This is a genomic window from Micromonospora sp. HK10 (genome assembly GCF_000982955.1).
Classification (GTDB): domain Bacteria; phylum Actinomycetota; class Actinomycetes; order Mycobacteriales; family Micromonosporaceae; genus Micromonospora.
In genome coordinates, this window is sequence record NZ_KQ058657.1 from 1 (window position 1) to 15,234 (window position 15,234).

The 15,234-nt window shown below is 72.5% G+C and carries 13 protein-coding genes; 7 read left to right on the forward strand and 6 right to left on the reverse strand.

All coding sequences use genetic code 11. The annotated features are described in order from the left end of the window. Positions 1 to 383 (reverse strand): hypothetical protein (locus LQ51_RS01250; RefSeq protein ID WP_046562773.1); only part of this gene is annotated, 383 nt, incomplete at its 3' end. Positions 384 to 1,077: 694 nt separating this feature from the next. Between LQ51_RS01250 and LQ51_RS01255 the strand changes: the two genes are divergently transcribed. The 4 genes from LQ51_RS01255 (at position 1,078) to mshC (ending at position 4,696) form a co-directional block, all read left to right on the forward strand. Next, on the forward strand, positions 1,078 to 1,782 hold the full coding sequence (locus tag LQ51_RS01255) for a histidine phosphatase family protein (protein WP_046562744.1): 705 nt from the start codon (positions 1,078 to 1,080) through the stop codon (positions 1,780 to 1,782). A 211-nt stretch (positions 1,783 to 1,993) separates the two neighbouring features. Further along, positions 1,994 to 2,575: a DUF3090 domain-containing protein gene (locus LQ51_RS01260; RefSeq protein WP_046562745.1), complete on the forward strand. Its 582-nt coding sequence runs from the start codon at positions 1,994 to 1,996 to the stop codon at positions 2,573 to 2,575. Then, positions 2,572 to 3,390, forward strand: coding sequence for an SCO1664 family protein (locus tag LQ51_RS01265; protein ID WP_046562746.1), 819 nt, complete (start codon positions 2,572 to 2,574; stop codon positions 3,388 to 3,390). Before LQ51_RS01260 ends, LQ51_RS01265 begins: the two co-directional genes overlap by 4 nt. A 67-nt stretch (positions 3,391 to 3,457) precedes the next feature. Next, on the forward strand, positions 3,458 to 4,696 hold the full coding sequence (gene mshC, locus LQ51_RS01270; RefSeq protein WP_046562774.1) for a cysteine--1-D-myo-inosityl 2-amino-2-deoxy-alpha-D-glucopyranoside ligase: 1,239 nt from the start codon (positions 3,458 to 3,460) through the stop codon (positions 4,694 to 4,696). 104 nt (positions 4,697 to 4,800) lie between these two features. Here the strand turns inward: mshC and LQ51_RS01275 are convergent, their stop codons facing one another. The 3 genes from LQ51_RS01275 to LQ51_RS01285 all read right to left on the reverse strand — a co-directional run bounded on the left by LQ51_RS01275 (position 4,801) and on the right by LQ51_RS01285 (position 8,614). Next, on the reverse strand, positions 4,801 to 6,693 hold the full coding sequence (locus LQ51_RS01275) for a hypothetical protein (RefSeq protein ID WP_046562747.1): 1,893 nt from the start codon (positions 6,691 to 6,693) through the stop codon (positions 4,801 to 4,803). Positions 6,694 to 6,838: 145 nt separating this feature from the next. Then, positions 6,839 to 7,630 (reverse strand): GntR family transcriptional regulator, encoded by a 792-nt coding sequence (locus LQ51_RS01280; protein WP_046562748.1) that lies wholly within the window; start codon positions 7,628 to 7,630, stop codon positions 6,839 to 6,841. A gap of 114 nt (positions 7,631 to 7,744) precedes the next feature. Beyond that, positions 7,745 to 8,614 carry a PAC2 family protein gene (locus LQ51_RS01285; protein WP_046562749.1) on the reverse strand — a complete coding sequence of 290 codons (870 nt, stop codon included), beginning with the start codon at positions 8,612 to 8,614 and terminating at the stop codon, positions 7,745 to 7,747. A 218-nt stretch (positions 8,615 to 8,832) separates the two neighbouring features. Here LQ51_RS01285 and metH point away from each other — a divergent pair, with 218 nt between their 5' ends. Then, positions 8,833 to 12,348, forward strand: coding sequence for a methionine synthase (gene metH, locus LQ51_RS01290; RefSeq protein WP_197087492.1), 3,516 nt, complete (start codon positions 8,833 to 8,835; stop codon positions 12,346 to 12,348). A gap of 126 nt (positions 12,349 to 12,474) precedes the next feature. On the opposite strand, the gene LQ51_RS01295 is transcribed toward metH, so the two are convergent. Together LQ51_RS01295 and LQ51_RS01300 are read right to left on the reverse strand one after the other, a co-directional pair. Then, positions 12,475 to 13,149: an HAD family hydrolase gene (locus LQ51_RS01295; protein ID WP_052744720.1), complete on the reverse strand. Its 675-nt coding sequence runs from the start codon at positions 13,147 to 13,149 to the stop codon at positions 12,475 to 12,477. A 35-nt stretch (positions 13,150 to 13,184) separates the two neighbouring features. Next, entirely contained in the window at positions 13,185 to 13,619 is a 435-nt protein-coding gene (locus LQ51_RS01300; RefSeq protein WP_156312945.1) for a hypothetical protein, read from the reverse strand. 193 nt (positions 13,620 to 13,812) lie between these two features. Between LQ51_RS01300 and LQ51_RS01305 the strand changes: the two genes are divergently transcribed. Then, positions 13,813 to 14,205 carry a hypothetical protein gene (locus LQ51_RS01305; RefSeq protein ID WP_156312946.1) on the forward strand — a complete coding sequence of 131 codons (393 nt, stop codon included), beginning with the start codon at positions 13,813 to 13,815 and terminating at the stop codon, positions 14,203 to 14,205. 108 nt (positions 14,206 to 14,313) lie between these two features. Further along, positions 14,314 to 15,081, forward strand: coding sequence for a class I SAM-dependent methyltransferase (locus tag LQ51_RS01310; protein WP_046562777.1), 768 nt, complete (start codon positions 14,314 to 14,316; stop codon positions 15,079 to 15,081). Positions 15,082 to 15,234: the final 153 nt, after the last annotated feature.

The window sequence follows — 15,234 nt, forward strand, 5'->3', positions numbered from 1 at the left end:
GGGCGCTGCTGGAACAGGCCCAGCGAGTCATGGTCGTTGCGGTCGCCGAGGTGGCCCAGGTTCTCCAGCTTCGACTCCTGCAGCGCGGTGGCGATCGAGATCACCGCGGCCCGCTCCGGCAGACCCGCCTTCTCGGTGGCGGCGATGATCGCCTTGGCGTTGGCGGTCTGCTCGTCGGTCAGGTCAATCTTGGACTGGGCGCCCTGCACGCCGTGCGGGATCAGCTTGCCGGTGTCCGGCTTGTCGGCCTGCACCGCAACCGCTACCGGCTTCGCATCCACGGTCGGGGTGTCGGCGTGGGCGGCGATCGGACCGGCGAACACACCACCGGTGAAAGCCAGACCAGCAATACCCAGCACGCTCTTACGCAGCATCGTGTTCATGGTGAAGCTCCATTCGGGGGTTGGCGCACACCACCACCGACCGGGGGGTCGGCCAGGGCGTGCGCAAGCACCGTCAGGCGCTCAAAAAAGGGGGAAAGTTTTGGGGGATCATCCGGGCCGTGGGGCGGGGCCTCTTCGCGGCGCCGGGACCATGTGTAACGACCGGCGGCCCACCATCATTCCCGGGGGCCCGCACCCCGCCAGGCGGGGCGTCTTCCTCGGTCGTTCACCGGGTACAACGCCCCCGGGTCGTCGACCATTCCGGTCCCCGGATGCGGCCGGCCACTCCAAATCCGGACAATCGGTACCGGACCGCCCAGTCGACGCAGGCCATCGCGGCGTCGGTGGAACGCCATGGGTGTATCCGGACCCCGGAGACACCCATGACGTTCCACCCACCGGTGGCGGCTGCCCGGGGGTGCTGGTTCACCAATCGGGCGGCATGGGAAGGGCTGGCATAACGCACCGGTGGGCGGGGCGGGTGACGGACTGATCGACACCGGACATGCTGGTTCACCAACCGGGCGGTATGGGGAGGGGCTGGCATAACGCACCCGGGGCGGTGGCGGACTGATCAACCCGACGTGCCCCACGACGGGCTGTCCTGCGGGCCGAAAGCCAACGACGTGCCGCATTTCGAGGCGCGGGATCCGCCCGGCGTCCAGGGCGCCTCCCAGGACCGTAGGGTGTCAGCGTGGCGACCCTTCTGCTTCTGCGACACGGCCGGACCACCGCCAACGCTGACGGAGGGCTGGCCGGCCGGCAACCGGTCGAGCTGGACGAGACCGGGCGGGCCCAGGCCGCGGCGGTGGGGGAGCGGCTGAAGGGCCTGCCGCTCCGCGCGGTGGTGACCAGTCCGCTGATCCGCTGCCGGCAGACCCTGGAGTTGGCGCTGCCCGAGGCCGAGCCGGTGGTGGAGGACGGGCTGATCGAGTGCGGCTACGGCGCCTGGGAGGGGCAGCCGCTGAAGAAGCTGGCGAAGGAGCCGCTCTGGCCGGTGGTGCAGCAGCACCCGAGCGCCGCCGTCTTCCCGGAGGGAGAGTCGATCGCGGCGATGTCCGCGCGGGCGGTCGCGGCGGTACGCGCCTGGGACGCCCGGGTGACCGCCGAGCACGGGCCGGAGGCGGTCTGGCTGGCGTGCAGCCACGGCGACGTGATCAAGGCGATCGTGGCGGACGCGCTCGGCGTACACCTGGATCTTTTTCAGCGGATCGTGGCGGACCCGGCGTCGGTGACCGCGATCCGTTACACCTCGCTGCGCCCGTTCCTGGTCCGGCTCAACGACACCGGGGGTGATCTGGCCAGCCTGGTGCCGCCGCCGCGCCGGCGGCGCGGGCGGGCGACGCGGCGGGCGGACTCGGATGCGGCGGTGGGCGGCGGCGCGGGGGCGACCCGGTGAGCCGGCCGACCCCGGAAGCGACCGCCGTGGCCGGGGGAGGGACCGTCGTGGCCGAGGGAGCGAGGGTCGTGGCCGGGGGAGGGACCGGGTTGACCCGGGGCGCGGCCGGGAACCGGGTGCACCGGCCGGTCGGGGTCGGCGCGTTCGCCCTGGGCGGATTCGGCGTCGGTGGGCTGCGCGACGCTCCCACGCTCCGGATAGGGTCGTGGGTATGACCCACCAGGTGCACGCCTTCGAGCCGCCCGAGCGGTTCGTCGCCGGAACCGTCGGCCCGCCGGGGGAGCGTACGTTCTTCCTGCAGGCGCGCGGCGGTGGCCGGCTGGTCAGCGTCGCGCTGGAGAAGGTCCAGGTGTCCCTGCTCGCCGAGAAGCTGGAGGAGCTGCTCTCCGAGGCGCAGCGCCGGTTCGGCGTGGACCTGCCGGAGCTCCCGCCGGCCGTCGGCGACAACGACCCGCTGGACACCCCGGTCGACGAGGAGTTCCGGGTCGGCACCCTGGGCCTGGCCTTCGACGTGGACACCGCCACCGTGGTGATCGAGGCGATCGCGGTCGGTGAGACGGAGGTCGAGGTCGAGCTGGGCGATGCCCCCGACGACGACGAGGACGAGGAGCCGGACGAGCCGGACGAGGATCTCGACCGGCTCCGGGTGCGGTTGACCCCGGAGGCGACCCGCGCGTTCATCGAGCGGGCCCGCCGGGTGGTCAACGCCGGCCGCCCGCCCTGCCCGCTCTGTGGCCAGCCGTTGGATCCGGCGGGCCATCTCTGCCCCCGGCACAACGGTTACCACCGGTGACCTCGTCGGAACTCCAGCCCCGACAGGGTGGCGTCGACGCGTTGCGCCTGCTCACCGACGGTGAGCTGACCCTGGAGGGGCGGCTGGTCGACGCCTCCAACACCACCCTGCGCGGCATCCTCAGCCTGGACGGGGCGACGGCCCGCTGCGTCTACAAGCCGGTGCGCGGCGAGCGGCCGCTCTGGGACTTTCCGGACGGCACGCTCGCCGGCCGGGAGGTCGCCGCGTACCTGGTCGCCAGGGCCACCGGCTGGGACCTGGTGCCGCCGACGGTGCTGCGGGACGGCCCGTTCGGGCCGGGCTCCTGCCAGCTCTGGATCGACGAGCCGGACGACGCCGAGCCGCTGGTCGGGTTCGTGCCGGCCGAGGCGGTGCCGCCGCGCTGGTTCGCGGTCGCCGCGGCGCGGGACGACGACGGCGCCGCGTACGCCCTCGCGCACGCCGACGACCCGCGACTGGCCCGGCTCGCGGTCCTCGACGCGGTGATCAACAACGCCGACCGCAAGGGCGGCCACGTCATCGTCGGCGCGGACGACCGGATCTACGGCGTCGACCACGGCGTCTGCTTCCACGTGGAGGAGAAGCTGCGTACGGTCCTCTGGGGCTGGGCCGGCCGGCAGCTGCCGCCGGACGCGGTGGAGATGCTGGACGGGCTGGCGGGGCAGCTCACCGGCGCGCTCGGCGACGAGTTGGCCGAGCACCTGATGCTCTCCGAGATCGCCGAGGTGGCGGCCCGGGTGGACCGACTGCGCGAGACCGGTCGCTTCCCGCTGCCCCCGCAGGAGTGGCCGGCGATGCCCTGGCCACCCATGTGAATCGTTGTCACGTTGATCACCCGTGGCCCGGCACCTGAGCGCCTGAGGGCTGGTTAGGCTGATGGTCATGGAGTCTTGGACGGGACACGAGGTGCCACGGCTGCCGGGCAGGGGCGAGCCACTGCGGTTGTACGACTCGGCGCGGCAAGGTGTGCAGCCCAGCCGCCCGGACGGGGACGCCGCCATGTATGTCTGCGGCATCACGCCGTACGACGCCACCCACCTCGGCCACGCCGCCACCATGATCACCTTTGACCTGGTGCAGCGCATGTGGCGGGACGCCGGCCTGACCGTCCGGTACGTGCAGAATGTCACCGACATCGACGATCCGCTGCTGGAGCGGGCCGCGCGCGACGGCGAGGACTGGAAGGTCCTGGCCATGCGCGAGACGGCACTGTTCCGGGAGGACATGGAAGCGCTGCGGATCATCCCGCCGGAGCACTACGTCGGCGCGGTGGAGTCGATCCCGGACATCGCCGAGAAGGTCCTCGTGCTGCTCAAGGACGGCGCCGCGTACCGACTCGACGACGGCACCGGCGACGTCTACTTCGACGTCTCCGCCGCCCCCGACTTCGGCTACGAGTCCAACCTCTCCCGGGAGGAGATGCTGGAGATCTTCCCGGAGCGCGGCGGCGACCCGGACCGGGCCGGCAAGCGCGACCCGCTCGACCCGCTGCTGTGGCGGGGCGCCCGGGAGGGTGAGCCGTCCTGGCCGGGCGGTGAGCTGGGTCCGGGGCGGCCCGGGTGGCACATCGAATGCGCGGTGATCGCGCTGAACCTGCTCGGCGACCGGATCGACGTGCAGGGCGGCGGCAACGACCTGCTCTTCCCGCACCACGAGTGCTCGGCTGCGCACGCCGAGCGGCTCACCGGCAGTGCGCCTTTCGCCGACCACTACGTGCACGCCGGCATGATCGGCCTGGACGGCGAGAAGATGTCGAAGTCCCGGGGCAACCTGGTCTTCGTCTCCCGGCTGCGCGCCGACCGGGTGGACCCGATGGCGGTCCGGCTGGCGCTGATCAGCGGCCACTACCGCGCCGACCGCTCCTGGACCGAGGACCTGCTCGACACGGCCGGGGAGCGGCTGGCGCGCTGGCGCCGGGCCGCCGCCGCGCCCGCCGGGCCGTCCGGGGCTGAGCTGCTCGCCGGCGTACGCGCCCGGCTGGCCGACGACCTGGACACCCCCGGTGCCATCGCGGTGGCCGACGCCTGGGCCGAGCAGACCCTCGCCGGCGTCACCGAGGACGCCGACGCTCCGCAGCTCTTCCGGGACACCGTCGACGCCCTGCTCGGCATCCGGCTCTGACGGCTCAGGCGGACGGCCCGGGCACGGCCCGGGCCGCCGCCACCGCCCGCCTACCGCGCCGCGGCGCCGCCACCGCCCGCCTACCGCGCCGCGGCCCCTGGGGCTCAGTCGGGGCGGCGGGCCCGCACCTGCCGGCGCGCCACGTTCCAGAGCTGGCGGCCCAGCCGGCTCTTCTTGATCCACTGCATCCGGCTCACCAGCTTGGACCTGGGGGTTGGGGCCTTCGGCGGTGCGGTGACCCGGCGGTACGTGGCCGAGGTGGCGGGTCGAACAGTGTCCGGTTCGAGCTCGTTGGAGGCCATCGCCAGGCAGGCGAAGTGCTGCAGGAGGCGTGCGTCGGCCTGGGTGGCCTGGTCGCGTACCGCTCTGGTCAGCGCGCGCACCACGGCCTCGCGCCGGATGAACTGCGTGATCGGACCGTGCGCGGTGTCGACCAGCTCGGCGATCGCCTCGATGCCGTCGCCCTGCCACACCTTCGCGGCGGTCGACGCCTGGGAGAAGGCGGTGGCGAACGGGACGTCCGACCACTCGGGTACCAGCCGCTCGATCAGCCCGGTGTGCACCAGGCGGTCGCGCTTCTGTTGCGGGGTCAGCGCGAAGGTGGCGGCGACGAAGTCGGGGGTGAGGTACGGCGTGACCATGCCGACGGCGTAGCCGGAGCTGTACCACCGGCGTACCCGCTCGACGAGGTAGAGGTAGTCGGCCAGGTGCAGGTCGTGCACCCCGATGCCCTTCGCGTGCTCGAGGATCCGGTCGATCCGGGCCCGCTCGGCGGCCAGGACGCCCTCGCCGGCCGCGCTGGCCGGGATCGCGCTGAGCAGGTTCGCCGCCGCCGAGTCCTCGGGGGTGCGGTCGACATCGGCCGGGGGATACCAGTAGCCGACGGCGAGTTCGCCGCCGGCACCGCTGAACGTCGCCGGGCTGACCGTGTCCGGCAGCCGCTCCGCGACGGCCTGGCGCGGCAGGTACGTGGACGGGTACTGGTAGTCGAAACGGTGCTGCATCCGCCGGACGCGCTCCTGGACGCCGACCTTGACCACCTGGGCGGGGACGCTCTTGAGCCGCAGGTCGTGGCTCGGGGTGAGGCCACGCTTCTCCCGCAGCAGCCGCACAAGCTCCGTGGCGACGTCGGCCTCGGCCTGGATGTCCCGGTTGGTGAAGAACCGGGGCAGCCGGCCGGCCGCGATGAGCGACGCCGCGATCAGGCGCGAGTCCTTGCCGCCGGAGAGCCCCAGGTCAACCTCGTCGTCGTACATGTCGTAGAAGCTGCTCGTGGTGTGGGTGATCGCCGCGGCCGCCAGGTCGAGTGCCTCGGCGGTCCGGCCCTGGGCCTCGAGACCGGCCATCACCACGTCGTCCACGCCGTAGCGCAGCTCGGCGTCGACCTCCCAGCCTCCGCCGTCGCGGCGGCGACCCGTCAGCCGCTCCCCGGCCCGCAGCAGCCGCACCCCGCGCACCGGGGACATCTCGGCGCCGAAGTGGCTGCAGATGGTGTACGACCGCCAGCCGTCGAGGTCCGGCGAGGCCTGGCCGTGCAGGAAGGTGGCCACCAGGCTCGGTCGGCTGGACAGCACGGTGATGCCGTCGGCCGTCCCGGTGAACAGCCGGCACATGCCGAGCCAGTCCTGCTGCACGGCGAAGCGGCGGTCTCCGTCCAGCGCGAGCAGGGCGAACGGGGGCACCACGGTGCGGTGGACGTCCTCGCCGGCGAGCAGCCGGCGGGCCAGCGCGGCGGGGCCGCCGGCCGGGTCGGCGCCGACCGGGATGCCGAGCGACACCGCGGTGACCGGGCCGTCCGTGGCGACGGTGGGCCAGCGGTAGGGACCCTGGTCGGCGATGTGCAGCACGGTCACGCCCCAGTCGTCGCCGCCGACCTCGTGCCGTACGTAGCTTGCCGGCACGATGGTGGTCAACGCCGCCTCGACCCGCTCTCGCGCGGCGAGCCGCGCCTCCGGCGACACGCGCCGCTCACCGAACCACGCAAGTACCACGTACATTCTGCCGCCTGCCTAACCTGACCGGTCCGGGGACTTCCCGTCGGGCAAGCTAACAGAAGCGACCGCGTCGACGGTGACCCGGACGCGTCGACGCGCGCGGGCAGCCCGGTCCGGCTCGACCGGCACCGGCAACCGACACCGGCACTCAGCCGAGGACCAGTCCGGGGTCGGGGTCCTGCTCGGGCGCCGGGGCGGGGATCCGGTACTCCTCGGTGAGGGTGGTCATCGGGCCGGGCCAGGTGGCCTGGGCGACCTCGATCGGCTTGCGCCGCTCGTCGTAGGCGACGTGCAGCAGGTGCAGCACCGGGGTGTCGGGCCGGATCTGCAGGATCTCCGCCTCCTCCCGGCTGGGCTGGCGGGCGCTGATCGTGTCGGTCGCGGTGACGTAGCGCCGGCCGGTGGCCTCCTCGGCCTCCTGGTAGAGCGGGCGGCCGAACGCCTCGGCCCGTTCGAGGGAGGTTCCGGCGGTGTCGGTGGGCAGGAACCAGGAGGCGCCCACCTCGACCGGTGACTCGTCGGTGCGGACCAGGTGCCGCCGGCAGAGCAGCTCGGCGCCGTCGGCCACCCCGAACGCGTCGGCCACCTCGGGCGGGGCGGGGGCCCGGCCGACGGAGACCAGCTGCTGCTTGTACCGGGCGGCCAGGTCGGTGTGGTAGCCGCGGAAGCCGCCGTACCGGCCGCGGGAGAGGCGGTTGAGGCGGCGGCGGGTGCCCCGGACGTACGTACCGGAGCCGGGCTTGGTGATCAGGATGCCCTCGACCCGCAGCTGGTCGACGGCGCGCTGGACGGTCTGCTTCGCCACGCCGAACATCTCGGCGATGGCCGGGATGGACGGCAGTCGCTCGCCGGGCGCCCAGTCGCCGCGGCGCACCTGGGCCTTGAGCTGCGCGGCGATCTGTCGGTGCGGGAACTCGGCCGCGCCGGGGTTGATCTGCATGCCCGTTTCCTCCTGACAGCTAGGTTCCTAGGATGCCCTAGCGGGGGTGACCCGCGCCACCCCGGACACGCCGAAGGCCGGGCCCCGCAGGACCCGGCCTTCAACAGGGGACAGCTACCAGGAGCCGGCGGTGGGACCGGCGGAGCCGCCCCGCCGGCGCAGGTACTTCTCGAACTCCTGGGCGATCTCGTCGCCGGTCAGCGGGGTGATCCCCGCGTCGCCGACCCGTTCCTCCAGCTCGCGGACGTACTCGCCCAGTTCGGCGTCCTGCTCGGCGGCGCTGCGCACCCGCTGCTCCCACTCGGCGGCCTCCTCGGCCAGGTCGGCCATCGGCACCGGCAGGTCGAGCACCTCCTCGACCCGGTGCAGCAGGGCGAGGGTGGCCTTCGGGCAGGGCGGGTTGTTGGCGTAGTGCGGCACGTGCACCCAGAACGACACGGCGTCGACCTCGGCGCGGGTACAGGCGTCGTGCAGCACCCCGACGATGCCGGTCGGGCCGTCGTAGCGGGTGGGGGTGAGCTGGTAGCGCTTGGCCGCGTCCGCGTCCGAGGCGCTGCCGCTGATCGGCAGCGGCCGGGTGAACGGCACGTCGGCCAGCAGCGCGCCGAGCAGCACCACCCGCTCGACCTCCAGGCTGTGGCAGATCTCCAGCACCTGCTCGCAGAAGGTGCGCCAGCGCATGCTCGGCTCGATGCCCCGGATCAGCACCACGTCCCGCTCGGTGCCCTCCGGGCTGGCCACCATGAAGCGGGTGGTGGGCCACTCCACCCGGCGGGTCTCCCCGTCGGCCATGGTGATCGTCGGCCGGCTCACCTGGAAGTCGTAGAAGTCCTCCGGGTCCAGCTCGGCCACCTGCCGCGCCTGCCAGACCTGCTCCAGGTGTTCCACGGCCGCCGTGGAGGCGTCCGCCGCGTCGTTCCAGCCCTCGAAAGCCGCGATGGCGACCGGGGAGCGCAGCACCGGCAGCCCGTCGAACTCGGTCACGCCGTCACCTCACCCTGCTCGCCGGGAGCGGTGTCCCTGATGTGCTTCACGTCCGCCAGCCTACGTGCCGGCGGGGGATGCGGCCCGCCGGCCGCGCCGGTCGGCCGGCCGACCCGCCGGACCTGACCGCCGACCGCGCCGTGGTGATCCCGCCGACAGTATGTGGGAACGGCTGGTTGCGATCACCCGCCGGCGGCCCGTCGCACTAACCTGGCCCTGTGCGGACTTCGTTGCTCGATGTGCTGGCCGACCGGATCCTCATCGCCGACGGCGCGATGGGGACCATGCTCCACGCCGCCGACCTGACCCTGGACGACTTCGACGGCCTCGAGGGTTGCAACGAGATCCTCAACGTCACCCGGCCGGACGTGGTCCGGGGCGTGCACGAGGCGTACCTGGCCGCCGGCGCGGACTGCGTGGAGACCAACACCTTCGGGGCGAACCTGCCCAATCTCGCCGAGTACGGCATCGCCGAGCGGATCCGGGAGCTCTCCGAGGCCGGCGCCCGGCTGGCCCGGGCGGCCGCCGACGCGTACGCCACCCCGGAGCAGCCCCGTTTCGTGCTCGGCTCGATGGGGCCGGGCACCAAGCTGCCCACCCTGGGTCACGCCGGCTACGCCACGCTGCGCGACGCGTACCAGGAGAACGCGGCGGGGCTGATCGCGGGCGGGGCGGACGCGCTGATCATCGAGACCTGCCAGGACCTGCTCCAGGTCAAGGCGGCGGTGATCGGCGCCAAGCGGGCCCGCGCCGAGCTGGGCCGGGACGTCCCGATCATCTGCCAGGTCGCCGTGGAGACCACCGGCACCATGCTGCTGGGCAGCGAGATCGGCGCGGCGCTGACCGCCATCGAGCCGCTCGGCGTCGACCTGATCGGGCTGAACTGCTCCACCGGCCCGGCCGAGATGGGCGAGCACCTGCGCTACCTGTCCCAGCACTCCCGCATCCCGGTGTCGGTGATGCCCAACGCCGGCCTGCCGGTGCTCACCGCCGACGGGGCGTACTTCCCGCTCACCCCGGTGGAGCTGGCCGACGCACTGGAGCAGTTCGTCACCGACTACGGCGTGTCGCTCGTCGGCGGCTGCTGCGGCACCACCCCGGAGCACATCCGGGTGCTGGTCGAGCGGCTGCGCGGCACCCGGCCGGTGGCCCGGCAGCCGCAGCCGGAGCCGGGCGTCTCCTCGATCTACCACCATGTGCCGTTCGCCCAGGACGCCAGCGTCCTGATGGTGGGGGAGCGGACCAACGCCAACGGTTCCAAAGCGTTCCGGGAGGCGATGCTCGCCGGCGACTGGCAGGCCTGCGTGGAGCTGGCCCGCGGCCAGGCCCGCGACGGCTCACACCTGCTCGACCTCTGCGTCGACTACGTCGGCCGCGACGGCGCCCGGGACATGCGCGAGCTGGCCGGCCGGTTCGCCACCGCCTCCACGCTGCCGATCGTGCTGGACTCCACCGAGCCGGCGGTGATCGAGGCCGGGCTGGAGATGCTCGGCGGGCGCTGCGTGGTCAACTCGGTCAACTTCGAGGACGGCGACGGCCCGGAGTCCCGCTACGCCCGGGTGATGCCGGTCGTCGCCGAGCACGGCGCCGCCGTGGTGGCGCTGCTCATCGACGAGGAGGGCCAGGCCCGCACCCGGGACTGGAAGGTACGCGTGGCGTGCCGGCTGATCGACGATCTGACCGGCCGGTGGGGGCTGCGCCGGGCGGAAATCCTCATCGACGCGCTGACCTTCCCGATCGCCACCGGCCAGGAGGAGACCCGCCGCGACGGCATCGAGACGATCGAGGCGATCCGGGAGATCGCCGCCCGCTACCCGGGGGTCAACTTCACCCTCGGCATCTCCAACGTCTCGTTCGGCCTGAACCCGGCCGCCCGGCAGGTGCTCAACTCGGTCTTCCTGCACGAGTGCGCGCAGGCCGGCCTGACCTCGGCGATCGTGCACGCCAGCAAGATCCTGCCGATGGCGCGGATCGCCGACGAGCAGCGCGAGGTCGCCCTCGACCTGATCTACGACCGGCGCCGTGAGGGGTACGACCCGGTGCAGCGCTTCATCGAGCTGTTCGAAGGCGTCGACGCCGCGTCGGCCCGGGCCACCCGGGCCGAGGAGCTGGCCGCGCTGCCGCTGGAGGAACGGCTCAAGCGGCGCATCATCGACGGTGAGCGCAACGGCCTGGAGGCCGACCTGGACACCGCGATGGCGCAGGGGCGCGCGCCACTGTCCATCATCAACGACCTGCTGCTCGACGGCATGAAGGTGGTCGGCGAGCTGTTCGGCTCCGGCCAGATGCAGCTGCCGTTCGTGCTCCAGTCCGCCGAGGTGATGAAGACCGCGGTGGCCTACCTGGAGCCGCACATGGAGAAGGCCGACGACGGTGGCAAGGGCCGGATCGTGCTGGCCACCGTCAAGGGCGACGTGCACGACATCGGCAAGAACCTGGTCGACATCATCCTGTCCAACAACGGCTACGAGGTCGTCAACATCGGCATCAAGCAGCCGATCAACGCGATCCTCGACGCGGCCGAGGAGCACCGCGCCGACGCCATCGGCATGTCCGGGCTGCTGGTCAAGAGCACGGTCATCATGAAGGAGAACCTGGCCGAGATGGCCGCGCGCGGGGTCGCCGAGCGCTGGCCGGTGCTGCTCGGCGGAGCGGCGCTGACCCGGGCGTACGTGGAGGACGACCTGCGGTCGATCTTCCCCGGCCAGGTGCACTACGCCCGGGACGCGTTCGAAGGGCTCTCCCTGATGGACCGGGTGATGACGGCCAAGCGCGGCGGCGCGCCGGTGATCGACCCGGAGCGGGAGGCGGCCCTGGCCGCCCGGCGGGAGCGGCGGGAGCGGCAGCGGGCCATGGTGCGCGAGGCGCTGCCCGAGCTGGACGACGCGTCGGTCCGCTCCGACGTGGCGGTCGACGTGGAGGTGCCGGCCCCGCCGTTCTTCGGCACCCGGGTGGTCAAGGGGATCCCACTGGCCGACTACGCGGCGCTGCTCGACGAGCGGGCCACCTTCCTCGGCCAGTGGGGGCTGCGCGGCGCGCGCGGCGGGCAGGGCCCGTCGTACGAGGAGCTGGTGGAGACCGAGGGGCGGCCGCGGCTGCGCTACTGGCTGGACCGCCTCATCGCCGACAAGGTCCTCGAGGCCGCCGTGGTGTACGGCTACTTCCCGGCGTACTCCGAGGGCAACGACCTGGTGGTGCTGGACGAGAACGGGCACAGCGAGCGGGCCCGGTTCTCCTTTCCCCGGCAGCGGCAGGAGCGGCGGCTCTGCCTGGCCGACTTCTTCCGTCCCAAGGGCGAGCAGCTCGACGTGGTGGCGTTGCAGCTGGTCACCGTCGGGCAGCCGATCAGCGAGTACACGGCGAAGATGTTCGCCGGCAACGAGTACCGCGACTACCTGGAGGTGCACGGGCTGTCGGTGCAGCTCACCGAGGCGCTCGCGGAGTACTGGCACCGGCGGATCCGCACCGAGCTGATCCTGCCGGGCGGGCGCACCGTCGCCGACCAGGACCCGGCGGACCTGGCCGGCCTGCTGGGCACCGACTACCGCGGCTGCCGGTACGCGTTCGGCTACCCGGCCTGCCCCGACCTGGAGGACCGGGCGAAGATCGTCCAGCTGCTCGGCGCGGAGCGGATCGGGGTGCAGCTCTCCGAGGAGTTCCAGCTGATGCCGGAGCAGGCCACCGACGCCATCGTGGTGCACCACCCGGAGGCGAGCTACTTCAACGCCAAGTGATCGCCGCAGGTTCTCTGACCTGCGGCGGAGCACCTGGCATGGCCCTGATTCCAGGGTCTGCGACGAGGTTCCTGCCGAGAGATCAGCTTCCCAGGAGCGTCACGTGAGTTGCCGGCGACAGACCTGTCAGGACGGAACCTGGGCAAGCCTGAGCACGTGTTCGAAGCCGCGTTTCTGCGCGGGCGAGCCCACCATTGGCAGGATCAGCGCTGGTATGCCGGCGGAAACCGATCCGCCGTCGGCGGCGGGATGATCACCGACCATCAGGGTCTGGCCCGGTGCGGCATCGAGGGCTTCGAGGGCGGCGACCCAGATCCGAGGGTCCGGTTTGACGAAGCCGACCTCGTAGGACAGTACGAACGCATCGACATGGCCGTCGAGTCCGTGCCGCGCAAAGCATGTGCGGATGTCCCAGCCGACGTTGCTCACGACGCCGATGCGAACACCACCATCACGCAATGCGGACAGGGTGGCGGCGGTGTCGGCGTACGGCTCGATCGTTTCGACGCGTGTTTCGTGCAAGACCGATGCCAGCGCCGGGTCCACCCCAGGAATCTGTTCCAGCACGGCGAGGATCGCCCGACCCCAGACTTGCGGATCCAGATCTCGGGCGATGTGGGCCGGATCCGTGGCCGTCCTCCGCAACAGTTCCGCGAAGTCGCCAGCAATACGGCGCGCCTCACCGGCCGCCAATGCCCGGTCGATCGATGCCGCCGCGTTGCCTACCCAGCGCTCCGAGTCGCTGGCGAACAGAGTCCAGGCGAAGTCGAACAGTACTGTCGTCACGCGGTTGGCGGTCATCGCAGCACCCTAGATCAACCCGACGCGTGTCGCTCTCAGGTGTCCTCGTAGGCCAGCTCGACGGCCGTCGCGGAGACCTGGAGCTCGCCAGTCCCTTGCGGGTGCTCGACGAGATACACGTCTGGCGGCCCGTCCAGCGACGTGGTGTGCCGGGCTTCCACCACTGCGGTGATGAACCCGGCATGGACGCCCTCGGTCAGCCGCACCCGCACGCCAGGCAGGTATCCGCCTAGTCCGGCAAGCGGTGGACCTACCGGGTCACGCCAGGTGGGCCCGGACTGCTGCTCCAGCACCAGCAACTCACCCGGCCGATAGTCATCGGCGTCCCTTTCCACCCGATAGCCGGTCGCTTCCGTGCCGGGAAAGGCCTCACGGGGTTGCCAGGGCAGTACGGGCAGACCGGCCGCGATCAACTCTTGCCGGACCGCCTCGGCGAGAGCACTGGGGGCGGCGGGCTGGGATACGGCCATGCTCCTCATGATCCGCCCCTGCAACAAGGAAGTGTCACGCAGGTCCTGATACCGGTGTTCACGTAGCTCCCGGGGCCTGGCCGGGGCAGGGTTTCCGACCCGTGCCAATCCCGCCGACGATCACTGGCGCGGGCGACGCGCTAGGGTCCACTGTCGCCCGGCTCCATGCCCGTCGGGCAGGACGGAGCCCTCGATGCGGAGAGCCCCCCGACTCGCCGCCGCACTCGCGATCGGCTTGCTCGTACCGACGCCGGTCGCCGGCTGTTCACGCATCTTCGGGTGTGCGCCCCGGCCGCCGGACGACATCACCGTGTCCGACCTGGCGGGCGTCTACACCAGCGCCGCGGGCGGACGGATCGAGCTGAGCGAGGACGGGCACTACCGCGCCAGCAAGCTGTCGCCGACGGCGACCGACCAGTCGGCTGAGGGCAGCTGGACCCTCGACCTCGCCTCGGAGAGCACCGAGGACCTGAGGCTCGACGACGTCCAGTTGTGGATCTCCGGCGACCGGGAGGAGCCCTGGCTGTACCGCTTCGACGGTGACCCCGACCGGTGCGACCTCATCGAGTTCCACCGCAAGACGTGACCTCGGGGCGCGGGGCGCCGCGTCCGGACCGCTAGGGCGGCCTGACCCCGCGCACCGGCCGGCTTAATGGGTGCGCGGCCATGCGTACGGCATGTCAGGATGCTCGGCATGCCTGGTCGCGCGCTGAGCTTCGGAGCGAGGGCGGAAGCGTACGAGGAGTTCCGCCCGGGTTATCCCGCGGAGCTCGCTGATCTGGTGCTGGCGTACGCGGGTCGACCGGTCCGGACCGCCCTGGAGATCGGCGCGGGGACCGGCAAGGCGACGCGGCTGTTCGCCGGCCGGGGGATCACCGTCACCGCGACCGACCCGGACGGGGCCATGCTCGCCGAGTTGCGCCGGCAGATGCCGGCGGGGGTGCGGATCCTGCGGGCCGCGTTCGAGGACCTGCGACCGGGCGAGCGCTACGGGCTGGTGTACGCGGCGGCGGCGCTGCACTGGACGGAACCGGCGGGCCGGTGGTCGCGGATGGCCGGGCTGGTGGCCCCGGGTGGCGTGTTCGCCTCGTTCGGCGGGCCGGTCCGGTTGGCGGACCCGGGCGTGCGGGCGGCCGCCGACGCGGCGCGGGCACCGTTTCTGCACAGCGACGAGATTCCGTCCCCGGACGGGACGCCGCCGGAGCACGACATGCAGTGGCCGGGCACGGAGCTGCGACGGTCGGCATGGTTCGCCGACGTCCGGCAGTCGGTCGTCGAGCGGCGGTTGACGATGAGCGCCGCCGACTACGTCGGTTACCTCTCCACCGTCTCGGCCTATCTCCAGTTGCCAGAGCCCGTGCGGGAGCAGGTGTTCGCCAGCATCCGGCGGGTGCTGCCGGGCACGGTCGAGATCGCCGCCGACATCACCGTCCACCTCGCCCGCCGCCAGCCCGACCGGTAGCGCCACGATAAGCGGGCCGCCGGCAACCGCCGGCAGCGCCGCGAGAGGCCGGCCGCCGGCAACGGCCGGTGCCGCCGCGAGAGGCCGGCCGCCGGCAACGGCCGGTGCCGCCGCGAGAGGCCGGCCGCCGGCAACGGCCGGTGGCGCCGCGAG